Genomic DNA, 12,131 nt, shown 5'->3' on the forward strand with positions numbered 1-12,131 from the left:
TTTGGCAAGCCTGCCGCCCGGGTTGCGGCCGCGAAAAAAGCCGTGGATGCCCGGCATAAAGCCGGGCATGACGGGCCGAAACGATCCTAGATTCGCATCCATGCGCCCCAGCCTGCTCAATCCGCTGTTTGCCCCCGTGACCAGCCTGCCCGGCGTCGGTCCGAAGCAGGACAAGCTGCTGCAGTATTTGCTCAGCCGCAATGAGACGCCGCGGCTGGTCGATCTGCTCCTGCACCTTCCGAGCCAGGTGATCGACCGCCGGGCGCGGCCAAAAATCCGCGACGCGGCGGTCGGAACCATGGTGACGCTGGAGGTCACCGTCGACCGCCACCGCCCGCCTCCGCCCCGCAATGCCCGCGCGCCCTATCTCGTCTATGCCAGCGACGACACCGGCGACGTCGTGCTGACCTTCTTCCGCGCCAAGCCCGGCTATGTCGAAAAACTGCTGCCAATGGGGGAGAAGCGCTACGTCTCCGGCACGCTGCAGATGTATGAAGGCATCCCGCAGATCGTGCATCCCGACCGCGTGCTGGACGAGGAAGCGATCTCGAAACTCTCAGGGATCGATCCGGTCTATCCGCTAACGGAAGGCCTGGCGCTCGGCTCGCTCCGCCGCGCGATCGCCCAGGCGCTGCAGAAGCTGCCTTCGTTGCCGGAATGGATCAGCCCGGAGGTGATGCGCCGCTGCAGTTTCCCGCCGATCGCCGAAGCGCTCAACCGCGTGCATCAACCGGTCGAGCTGACGGACATCCTGCCCGACCAGCCGTTCTGGTCGCGCCTCGCCTTTGACGAGCTGCTGGCCGGCCAGCTCGCGCTCGCCCTGATCCGCGCGCAACTCCGCCGCCCGGCCGGCGTCCGCAACGCCGGCGACGGGCATTTGCGCAACAAGATCATCGACGCCCTGCCCTATGCGCTGACGCCCTCTCAGCGCAGCGCAGCGGCGGCGATCGCCGAGGACCTGCAACAGCCGGTGCGCATGCTGCGTCTGTTGCAGGGCGACGTCGGCTCCGGCAAGACCGTGGTCGCGCTGCTCGCGGCCGCAGCCGTCGCCGAAGTGGGAAAGCAGGCGGCGCTGATGGCCCCGACCGAAATTCTGGCGCGGCAGCACATCAAGACCATCGCGCCGCTCGCCGAGCGCGCGGGAATGCGGGTCGCGATCCTCACCGGCCGTGAAAAGGGCAAGGAGCGCCGCGAACTGCTGGCGCAGCTCGAAGCCGGTGAGATCGACCTCGTCGTCGGCACCCACGCCCTGATCCAGGACGACGTGATCTTCCACGATCTCGCCCTCGCCATCGTCGACGAGCAGCACCGCTTCGGCGTGCGCGAACGCCTCGCGCTGACGTCCAAGGGCGAGGCGGTCGACGTGCTGGTGCTGAGCGCGACGCCGATCCCGCGCACGCTCGTGCTGACCTATTTCGGCGACATGGACATTTCCGAGCTGCGCGAAAAGCCGGCCGGCCGCCAGCCGATCGAAACCCGCACCATATCGATCAGCCGCCTCGCCGAAGTCACTGACAGCATCGGCCGCGCGCTGCAGGCCGGCAAGCTGGTTTACTGGATTTGCCCGCTGGTCGAGGAATCCGAGGCAGAAGGCACCGAACACCTCACCAACGCGACGAAACGTTTCGAGAGCCTGCAGAAGCGTTTTGGCGACCGCGTCGGCCTCGTCCACGGCCAGATGAAGGGCACCGAGAAGGACCGCGTGATGGGCCAGTTCGCCGCCCACGAGATCGGCTTGCTGGTCGCGACCACCGTGGTCGAGGTCGGCGTCGACGTGCCGGCGGCGACCATCATGGTGATCGAGAATGCCGAGCGTTTTGGCCTTGCCCAGCTGCACCAGCTGCGCGGCCGCATCGGACGCGGCTCGGAGGCCTCGACCTGCCTGCTGCTCTACTCCGAGCCGCTCGGCGAGATGTCGAAGGCACGCCTGAAGGTGATCCGCGAGACCACCGACGGTTTTCGCATCGCCGAGGAAGACCTCAAGCTGCGCGGCGAAGGCGACGTGCTGGGCGTGCGCCAGAGCGGCCTGCCCGGCTACCGCATCGCGCGCTCGGAGGTCCACGGCCAGCTCATCACCCAGGCCAGAGACGAGGCGCTGCGCATCCTCAAGGACGATCCAAAGCTGAAGGGCGAGCGCGGCGAAGCTCTGCGCTGCCTCTTGTATCTGTATGAGCGCGACGAGGCGATCCCGCTGATCGGGGCGGGCTGAGGTTCAGGCGCGACGTCTCCTCCTCGTCATTGCGAGCGCAGCGAAGCAATGACGCATGGACACACAGACCCGCGCACTTCGACCAAACTGCCGGAGCGATGGTGCGGGGCCACTAGGCCTTCTTCCGCGCGATCCCCGTGGCAAACGCCTTCATCAGCGCCGCATCCGCCGCCTCGCCGCTCGCATCCTTTGCAAGATGCTCGAACCATCTGGCAAAGCCTTCATAGATCTGGCTGGCCGGATGATCCGGGCCGAGGAAACCGGAAATCTCACGCATCTCGGCGACCCAGCGATAGGCCTTGGGGATCATGTCAGGCAGGGCGACGTCGAGCCGCGCCAGGATCGCCGGCTGGCTCAGCGCCAGTTCGTTCCGCAACGCGTCCGCAGCGCCCGCTTTCGTCGCCGCGACCACCATGGCCGAGCCGATGCCGGCGAGGCCCTTGACGATGCCGGCGTAGGACATCTTTAGAGCCGACGCCGCGCCGACCGGGCCCTCGACGATTCGCACATCGAGGCCAAAATCCTTCAGCACCGCGACGTCCTTCGCGTGCTCGCCGCACACATAAAAGGCCGGGCTCTTGCCGCCCGGCTGCGGCGGAAAACCGATGATGCCGCCATCGACGAACGGCGCCTGCGCCGAGCCGATGATCTCCTCAATTCTCTGCACGGTATCGACGTTGACGGCGTTGCAATCGACCACGATTGGCTTCTTGTCGCGCCTGACGATCAGCGCGGCCAGCCGTTCAGCCAGCGCGACGGCTTCGCCCGGCGGCACGATCGAGAGGATGATGTCGGCGCCCGCAATTTGATTGTCATCGGCACCGACCATGCCGGCTTCCGCCGCGCGTTTCCGCGTCGCCTCGCTCCGCCCGTCCAAAGACGTCAGCACGCGCGCGCCATGCTCAACGAGGCGGCGGGCGACGGCGCTGCCCATGGCGCCGGGTGCGAGAATCGCAATGGTCTTGGACATCATGTACTCCAGATCGAATTCCGAGCGAGGCGCTCAGGCGAACCGGAGACTATCAGAGGATGCGAACGCGCGCGTGACCGACGGCCATCCCGCAGCGGAATGGCCCTACTCCACCTTCGCAGGCTCGGGCTAAAGCGCGGACGCGTTGGCGATGCGCGCGGCATTCGCCATGCCCGCGAGTGCCGCGGCCTTTTTCGGATCGGGTGCCGAGCCCGGCTGCACCACGCCTGCCGACATGATCAGCGTCGCCGCGTCCTCGGCGGTGAGGTCGACCTCGATGATCTTGCTCTTCGGGACATAGAAGAAGAAGCCGGTGGTCGGGTTCGGCGAGCACGGCAGGAACACCGAGACGTGCTCCTCCTGCCCCGGCAGGTTGCGCGCGATGTCCTCGTTCGGCGATTGCGAGATCAGCACGATCGACCACATGCCCGGCGAGGGAAACTCGACCAGTCCGACCTTGCGGAAGCTCGAGCCCTTGCCCGAGAACAGCGTCTCGAACACTTGCTTCAGGCCGCGATAGATGGCGCGCACCGCCGGGATCCGGCCGAGGAACGTTTCGCCGACATCGACGAGCGTCCGGCCGATCAGATTGGCCGCGAGGAAACCGACCAGCGTCAGCGTGAAAAATGCGACAACCAGTCCCCAGCCGGGAACGACATACGGCAGATAGGTTTCCGGCCGATAGGCCAGCGGCACGAACGGCCGCACCACGCCGTCGACCCAGGTGACGAACCACCAGACCAGATACAGGGTGATGGCGATCGGCCCCGTCACCACGAGGCCAGTCAGAAAATAGTTGCGGAAGCGGCCCATCAGGCCGGTATGCGGTTCCGGGAGCGGATCAAGAGGCGCGGGCGCGTCGTCGCGGGGGGTCATTCGGGTTCCAGGTCGGTCGCAGCACACAAGCTAGGGTCTTCTAGCAGGTTTTGGAAGACCGCGACCGCCTGATATCCCTTCTGCCTATTCCACGGTCACCGATTTCGCGAGGTTGCGCGGCTGGTCGACGTCGGTCCCCATGACGACAGCCGTGTGATAGGCGAGCAGCTGCACGGGAACGGCATAGACCATCGGAGTGAAGGCCGCCGCCATGTCGGGCATGACGATGGTGACGAGGGACTCGACGGTCGCCTCCTCCGCACCCTTCGCGTCCGTCATCAGGATGATGTTGCCGCCGCGGGCGGCGACCTCCTGCATGTTTGACACCGTCTTTTCGAACACCCGGTCGTGCGGCGCGATGACGACGACAGGCATCGTCTCGTCGATCAGCGCGATCGGCCCGTGCTTGAGCTCGCCGGCGGCATAGCCCTCGGCGTGGATGTAGGAAATCTCCTTCAGCTTTAGCGCGCCTTCGAGCGCAAGCGGGAAGCTGGTGCCGCGGCCGAGATAGAGCACGTCGCTGGACTTGGCGATCCGGTGCGCGAGCTTTTCGATCTGCAGCTCGGTGGTGAGCGCATCCGCCATCAGGCGCGGGACTTCGACGAGGCCGTGAACCAGCTTGGTTTCGTCCTCATCGGACAATTCGCCTCTGGCCTTGCCGGCCGCGATCGCAAGGTTTGCCAGCACCATGAGCTGGCAGGTGAAGGCCTTGGTCGAGGCGACGCCGATCTCGGGGCCCGCGAGCGTCTGCAGCACGGTCTCGCTCTCGCGCGCGATCGTCGAGGTCGGGACGTTGACGACGGCGACCGTATGCACGCCCTCGGCCTTGGCATAGCGCAGTGCCGCAAGCGTGTCGGCGGTCTCGCCCGACTGCGAGATGAAGATGGCGAGATCGCCCTTGCGCAAGGGCGCCTCGCGGTAGCGGAATTCGGAGGCGACATCGACCTCGACCGGCACGCGCGCAAAGCGCTCGAACCAGTATTTTGCGACGTAGCCGGCATAGCTCGCGGTGCCGCACGCCGTAATGTTGATGCGCTGGATGTTCTTGAAGTTGAACGGCAGCTTGACCGGCAGCGCGACACGTTCGGTCGCCATGTCGACGTATCGCGCCAGCGTATGGCCGACCACTTCCGGCTGCTCGTGGATCTCCTTCGCCATGAAGTGGCGATAGTTCGCCTTGTCGACCAGCGAGGTCGAGGCGGCATGCTTGATCTTGTCGCGCTGGACGGCATTGCCGTCCTTGTCGAAAATCGACGCGCTCTTGCGGGTCAGCACCGCCCAGTCGCCGTCCTCGAGATAGCTGATCGTGTCGGTGAACGGGCCGAGCGCGATGGCATCCGAGCCGAGATACATCTCGCCGTCGCCGTAGCCGATCGCCAGCGGCGGCCCGTTGCGGGCACCGATCATCAGGTCGCCATCGCCGGCAAAGATGAAGCCAAGCGCGAAGGCGCCGCGGAGCCGCCCCAGCGCCAGTTTGACGGCTTCGACCGGCTTGTTGCCGCGCGTGAGCAAATCGTCGACCAGATGCAGCACGATCTCGGTGTCGGTCTCGGTGTGGAACACCGTGCCCTTTTTCTCGAGTTCCTCGCGCAGCTCGCGGAAATTCTCGATGATGCCGTTGTGGACCACGGCGACGCGATCGGTCGCGTGCGGATGGGCGTTGTTGACGGTGGGCTTGCCGTGGGTGGCCCAGCGGGTGTGGCCGATGCCGGTGGTGCCCAGGAGCGGCTCGGCTTCCAGCCGCTTCTCCAGGTTCTTCAGCTTGCCCTCGGCGCGCCGGCGCTCGAGGTGCTTGCCTTCGAGCGTGGCGACGCCCGCCGAGTCATAGCCGCGATATTCAAGACGTTTGAGCGAATCCACCAGCTGCTCTGCAACCGGCTCGCGCCCGAGAATGCCGACAATCCCGCACATGCGGATCACTATCCCCCAAATCGTCGAAAAATCGCCTAAACGACGCGCTCGGTTTTTAGCGAAAATCCCAGGGAACCATATACTCAATATTTATTGCGGATTGTGAGGTTTCCAACTTGCTAAAGGCTGTCAAGCCCTGCCACTCAATGACATCTAAGTTCATGTATTTACTCGCATTTTTTAGCTTTTCGTCTATATTGACACTGTTGTGCGTTGTCGCTGCCTGTCAACGCATTGCACTCAACCTGTCCTCAACAATTGTTTGCGTTCCCAACAATGTCACATCGCGATGAACGGATTGATTTCACGGATTTTAAAATCCGCAGCCTGAAGGTCGGAACGAAGCTCGACAAGGAAGGTAAGCCGACTCAAGTCCCCAAGGATTTCTATGATGACCGTGTGCGCGGTCTCATTCTCCGGGTCAATCCCGAAGGTACGAAGACGTGGCGTGTCATGTGGTACCTCGCGGGCGGCCGTACCCGCGTTACGAAGCTCGGCCGATATCCTATCATGTCCATAGCAGCGGCTCGCGACGCGGCAGTAGACTTCCTGCGTGACCCGCAGAAAGCGGTCGCAAAGCAAAACGACATCCCGTCGCTGTTCCAAGATGTCGCTGAAACCTTCATTCTCAAGCATGTCAAAGAAGGCGGACACCTTACTGCTAAGGTAACCGAACAGCGCATACGCAAGCACCTGGTCCCGGCATTCAAGGATCAGGAGTTTGCGCTAGTCCGACGTGCCCAGCTTATCAAGCATCTCGACGACACGATTGAAAGCCCGTCGATGCGGGATGCGGTCCTCACGATTTTCAGGACAATGGCGAACTTCTACGCTCTGAACCTCGATCCGACGGAAGACTACGTCAGCCCAGTCATCAAAGGAATGTCCAAATACGACAAGCGCGCTCGAAACCGGGTTCTTACCTCGGAGGAGATCGTCACGTTCTGGCGTGTCACTGGAGAGATGGGGACGTTCGGAGCCTTGTGTCGCTTCCTTCTCCTGACGGGACAACGCCGCGAGAAGGCAAACACTCTCGAGTGGACGCATCTACGGAACGGAGTGTGGCATCTCCCCGTAGTCGAGGGCGCAAAGGGACATCCGGCTGAAATCAAGCTCCCTGCCCTCGCGCTCGCAATCATTCAAGCCCAACCGCGCATTTACAAATGCCCCTACGTGTTCCCAGCCCTCCGTGGGCGAGGACCGTTCAACGCTTGGGGACAGTGGACGAAAGAGCTGCAGGACAAAATGCGCGACGCACTTCCGCACTCGCGGCCCTTCACGACCCACGACCTACGCAGAACGTTTCGGACGACGCTCGACACCCTCAAGCCTGCAATTCCTTTTGAGGTCAAAGAGCACGCAATCGGACATGCCGTTGGGACGAAGGTTGCCCGGACATATTCTCACTATGACTTCTTGCCTGAGATCGCGGACGCCGTTGCCGCGCTCGCCGCCCATATCTCCAACCTCGTCACCCCGCCCTCCGGGAACGTCGTCCGTCTGAAGACGAAACGCAGTCGTCAGAACTGATTCCGTCAGGATCGCAGCGGAGGGGGCACACGCCCGTTCTGATGCGTCCCCTATCCCTTCCCTCCCCAAGGGATAGAAAACGGCTCTAGACCGCTCCCAGCGAGCGCATGGGATCATTGCCCGGGCCCTCCTCCTCTGTCCTGCGCGACAGATTGTACGTATCCGGATATCCCCTTGTGCTCGCTTGTCAATTCGTGTCATCCTGGCGACAGGCCACACGAAGTGGCGATCGTCGGGGGGAAGTCCCCGACCTCTCGATTGCGGAACCACCGCGGTATTCCTGACAGGGCCCGGCGCAATCCTCTAACTCTCGCAACTCACCTCTTTGAGGTGAGAGCGGTAGCTATTGGATGCAGCCATGAAACGGCCCGCAAATCGGAAATCTACCCAACTCAACGTCTCTACCCGGCCTCTCTCTCCCGACGCACAGTTGTGCGATCGGCATCAAGCCGCTCAACTCCTCGGCGTCAGCTTCAGCACCATTCGCAATCTTGAGCGACACGGCAAGCTGACGGGCCGCACGCTGACGGACTCGCCATCTTCGCGAAAGATGTTCGAGGTCGCGGATGTTCTGGCGCTCGCGCGCGTGAGCAAAGCCTGCCGGCTTCTGCCTGATCTCGGGTCCGTGATTGTCGTGAACGGTAGGACCTATCGCGAGGTAATTGACGAAGCCGCGACTTAAAAGAAATGGCCCCATGCTGTTGCCGCAGCGTGGGGCCTTCTTCAATCCTCTGATGCATGCGGAGACACGCATCAATGCCCCGAAATATAACGCACTACCTCAACGCGAACAAGCCGCAAGTACTCACAGGCGTCTCTCCATTTAATGGGATCGCGCCGAGTGACATGCACGCCTACCACGACAAGCTCGCATTTTGGATCGAGAGATCTTTCAGCGAGAAAGAGAAAGACTTCATTCGCCGAGAATGTGGGCCCGGCGGGACGGACCTCGACCGAGAGGAAGGAAAGCGCCGAGCACGCTTCAATCCCAAACTGATCCAACGCATCGAAACAAGGCAACCAAGCCAAGACCTGCTCAAATTCCTGAGCACTGTCCCCGGCCTCTATCTCAACATGGTCGAATTCACACTCGACCTGATCTTTGAGAGCGAGGAGGATCGCGACGAGATGTACCAATATCTGGACCGGCACCTAGTCAAACGAAATCATCGGGGCGAGGTTCGGTACGTCAAGCGCACGCGTTACACAGACCGAAGATGGGCGCCAACGAACCTCGTGATGTATCCCCCGGAATTCGCGAAGCTCACGGGGGAAGTCTATTGCCTGCATCTGGAGTTCAGGGTTTGTGGCGTTCGCGCTCTCGACCGCATGGAAATTCGAGGCGTGACGGACCTCGTCAATTTCGATCACCATGCATTTTGGGCACCTCGACTCCTGATCAAGAGGATTGGAGACTTCGCCCGCCTCGGCCGCATCCAATCAAATGGAGAGAGGAGACAGAGGAAGCACACACCAAACAAGCCGCGCATCTATACGACCAGACGCGGCTTTCGGTATCACACTGATGCGCGGATTGGTCAAACCCTATGGCGTGCGAAGGAGACCGTGCAGAAGATGATTGACGATGCTAGGAAAAAGAAAATTCCTGTCAGTCGCAGTCTCATCCCTATCGATAACAGGGCACTCCTCCCTATCCGTAAAATCGAGAAATCGGGAAATCTCAATGGAAGCAACGGGATGGGCGAAGCAAATGTGAAATGTCTTGCTAATAAGAGAACCCCTTCTCCAATCAAGCCCAAGATCAAGCGGGAAAGACTTCAGTCCTGAACCTGTTTCCCTTTGATCCCTTGTCCTCTTGAGAGCCTTTCAAGCCTCCTAGATCGTAAGGTCTCTTACGCGAGGAGCGAAGACCTTGTGCATCTGGATCAGTTTCTCCGCTAGCCAGCTGATCTGGCGCGGCCAGTCGGTTTCGTCTGCGGGATCGGCGTTCTCGAGAAGCAGCGCGATGCGAGCGTCCTGCTTGTCCGGTAATTCTTGCCAATCCAAAGAGTACCCGAGCTCGCGCTCTATATCTGTCCTCTGCTCTCTCAACTGTCCAAACAGGGACTTTGCTGGCGAACCTGTCATGTAGAGTTCAGCGCGGAGTTGTTTTTTCTGCGTGTTCATCGCACCGCCGATGCCCATATAGCTTCGGCCGATCCGATAGTGTATCCAAGACTGCGGCTGCGGCTTGCGATTTCCCGAGATCGGACCACCGATTTCATCCAGCTTCGCATTCAGCGCCGCCCAATATCTTGCCTGCATCAGCTTCGTATCTGATTGCTCGCTATCATCGATTACGCGGGCGGCCTTTGCGACCGAGTGTGACCACTCGTTTGGCTTGGAGACGATGTTGAACTTGGGGGCGGCAGGCGATGACCCAATCCGCCACAATTCAACCTCCAAGCCGAAAAACCTAAAACTGTCGTTCGTGATTTTGTTCAGCCAGTCCAGCGTTGAACGGTGTTCTTCTGTGAAGCGAGCGGCAATCCACACGATGGTTACCGCGTCCAAACCTGAGGCATACGTCAGCAGCTGGCCGAGATGAGTGTGATCAGTTCGTTCTAGCTGGTTTTCGATCAGAACCCATCGATCTGTATCGAGGTCCTTGCAAAGAAGGTCTGCTCGAAAGGGGCCCACGGAACGTTCCTGAGCCTCTAATTCGAGATCGATGTTAAGAGTTTCGCCCAAGACGGCCATATTTTCAGGCTTGGCGAGCCATGGCGTAAAGCTAGTAGCCTCGCTGATCCAGATGTCGCGCAGGTCAACACGCTCAAGGCGCCCCAATAGCTGATCGGTCATAGTGCCCCCGTCGGCAAGTTCGCTTCAGGTCTCATACTTCACTGCCGGATATGAGCGCTCTCACCTTAGCCACTCTGGCTTGCAATGCTCCGCAAGCCACCTGAGACGCAGGTCCTTGTTCCCAGATGGGCCGCCCCACATACAATAGCATTTGTCCGACTTGTTAAAGGCGATGTCGCACGCTTTGCCATTCTCATCCGTCGCCTTAGTCTGTTGCGACGAGGACGGCGTTGGTTTCGATGCTATTCCAACGAACGCCGCGCCCGCCAGAACGCACAAAGCGCCCGCGAGGAGCCCTTGCAATCGTGACTTTGGCTGGCGATCTAGTTCTTCGTTTCCAACCGTCATACGCATCGTGCAATCCCGACTTTCAGACGTTGCTCAAGATCACCGACGAAGCCACAGCAAATGGTTGAGGCCACTTGTAAAGACCCCTGAAGGTTAATTTTTCGCTTGTGACGACGTGCTCCCGACAACCGCTGCGCTGGACAGAACGGGGGAAGATACGTCCTGAGAACCAAACACCACCCAGAACCGCTCCGCTGCGCGGCAATCGGCACCCTAGCAACAAGGATGGACAGGACAGATCGGGGACGTGATGGCGTGACATCGAGGCGGCGAGTGCTATCCTACCCTCCCCTCGATGATCACACCCGAGGGAAAATCCCAAAATGTCCAACTACCTAGACCAATCGAATTCATATGGGGCGCCCGCAGGCCCAGGTTACAAGCGACGCACGAGGCGTGAACGGCTCCGCAACGAAGGGACACACGAGAAGACGGAGAGAAAATTCAAGCAGCGAGGCAAGCCCTATTCCGCAAAACCTGCAAGAGACGAACACCTGAAAAAGACGATCACACCAAGGGGATTAAAGGAAAGAATTCGTCGCCTTGTCCTCATCTATCCCGATCAATCCGCACTCGACATCTGCGAGGCCCTTCACAATCACGGATGGCCGGGATCGGGTGTCCTCGTCGGAGGCGTCCGGCAGGAAATGCGCGAGATCATCAGATTGCTTGATCAACACGACCTTATCGATCGGAACGCGCTGAGAGCCTTTCGACGTGAACACCAAGATGAGGCGAAGATCAGGTGGGATCGATAGTCTAAAGGTCATCGAGACGGGGGAGAACGCATCACGCTGAAATTCTTGCGCACGCCGCAAATGTATCTCTCGCTCTATTTAGTTCTCGGCACTTGATGGACGCCTGAATTCTTGAGTGAGCGCTAACATTGTTGTCCCCCGACACAATTGTAGGGAGACATTCTGCCGTGTTTTCAACGGCATGGCATTTTGGTGTTGACAAGGTGCGGTACAGGTCGAGTGATTGTCGTCTCGAACAACGCGAAATATTCGCGCGACGATCTCATGTAGTTCGGGAAATGCACGGCACACGACGGAAGACGACCCCTCAGACACGCGCGGCGCTTTCCGCGATCACGAACGGGTCGCGCCTATTCGCGGAGCGCGTTGATCTGCGCACGCCCAGAGGAAAGCGTTTCCGCGACCTCATCACAGGCTACTCCGCATCCTTGGGATCAAAGATCACGGAAGCAGACCGTGCCATCATTCGCGATCTGTCGATGCTGCAAGTACTCTCCGAGGACATCCAACAGCAGTACATGCAGTCGGGCGAGATGAAGGAGTCTGAATTCGTCCAGTACTCTCGCATCGTCAACGCCATCCGGCGACATCTAAAGACCCTCGGTCTTCTCGACATGAAGCGCGACGCCGATCTGCATGACGAGGAGGATCATCTCGACCCCCTCGCCTACATGCGGAATGGCGGCTCCCGTCGTTCACACCGAGAACGGCTAGACGGGGATTGATG

9 protein-coding genes are annotated in these 12,131 nt (G+C 60.6%); 5 read left to right on the forward strand and 4 right to left on the reverse strand.

What is annotated here, in order from left to right:
• Positions 1–100 precede the first annotated feature (100 nt).
• Positions 101–2,209, forward strand: a complete 2,109-nt coding sequence (recG, locus tag GGD62_RS04015) for an ATP-dependent DNA helicase RecG (protein ID WP_183707601.1) — start codon at positions 101–103, stop codon at positions 2,207–2,209.
• Between the two features lie 112 nt (positions 2,210–2,321).
• Here recG and GGD62_RS04020 read toward each other — a convergent pair whose 3' ends face one another.
• From GGD62_RS04020 to glmS, 3 genes are all read right to left on the reverse strand, one after another.
• Entirely contained in the window at positions 2,322–3,179 is an 858-nt protein-coding gene (locus GGD62_RS04020) for an NAD(P)-dependent oxidoreductase (RefSeq protein WP_183707166.1), read from the reverse strand.
• A gap of 129 nt (positions 3,180–3,308) precedes the next feature.
• Positions 3,309–4,055 carry a DUF502 domain-containing protein gene (locus GGD62_RS04025; RefSeq protein ID WP_183707168.1) on the reverse strand — a complete coding sequence of 249 codons (747 nt, stop codon included), beginning with the start codon at positions 4,053–4,055 and terminating at the stop codon, positions 3,309–3,311.
• An 84-nt stretch (positions 4,056–4,139) separates the two neighbouring features.
• A complete protein-coding gene (glmS, locus tag GGD62_RS04030) occupies positions 4,140–5,966 on the reverse strand; it encodes a glutamine--fructose-6-phosphate transaminase (isomerizing) (protein ID WP_183707170.1) in 1,827 nt (608 codons plus the stop codon).
• Between the two features lie 276 nt (positions 5,967–6,242).
• Here glmS and GGD62_RS04035 point away from each other — a divergent pair, with 276 nt between their 5' ends.
• The 3 genes from GGD62_RS04035 (at position 6,243) to GGD62_RS04045 (ending at position 9,284) form a co-directional block, all read left to right on the forward strand.
• Positions 6,243–7,496 (forward strand): integrase family protein, encoded by a 1,254-nt coding sequence (locus GGD62_RS04035; RefSeq protein WP_183707172.1) that lies wholly within the window; start codon positions 6,243–6,245, stop codon positions 7,494–7,496.
• Between the two features lie 358 nt (positions 7,497–7,854).
• Positions 7,855–8,178, forward strand: coding sequence for a hypothetical protein (locus GGD62_RS04040; protein ID WP_183707174.1), 324 nt, complete (start codon positions 7,855–7,857; stop codon positions 8,176–8,178).
• Positions 8,179–8,342: 164 nt separating this feature from the next.
• Positions 8,343–9,284, forward strand: a complete 942-nt coding sequence (locus tag GGD62_RS04045; protein ID WP_183707176.1) for a hypothetical protein — start codon at positions 8,343–8,345, stop codon at positions 9,282–9,284.
• A gap of 48 nt (positions 9,285–9,332) precedes the next feature.
• On the opposite strand, the gene GGD62_RS04050 is transcribed toward GGD62_RS04045, so the two are convergent.
• Positions 9,333–10,298, reverse strand: a complete 966-nt coding sequence (locus tag GGD62_RS04050; protein WP_183707177.1) for a DUF4268 domain-containing protein — start codon at positions 10,296–10,298, stop codon at positions 9,333–9,335.
• A 1,384-nt stretch (positions 10,299–11,682) separates the two neighbouring features.
• Here GGD62_RS04050 and GGD62_RS04055 point away from each other — a divergent pair.
• Positions 11,683–12,129: a hypothetical protein gene (locus GGD62_RS04055; RefSeq protein WP_210317721.1), complete on the forward strand. Its 447-nt coding sequence runs from the start codon at positions 11,683–11,685 to the stop codon at positions 12,127–12,129.
• Positions 12,130–12,131 lie beyond the last annotated feature (2 nt).

The sequence above is a fragment of the Bradyrhizobium sp. ERR14 genome, assembly GCF_014198235.1.
In the GTDB taxonomy this organism is placed as follows: Bacteria; Pseudomonadota; Alphaproteobacteria; order Rhizobiales; family Xanthobacteraceae; genus Bradyrhizobium.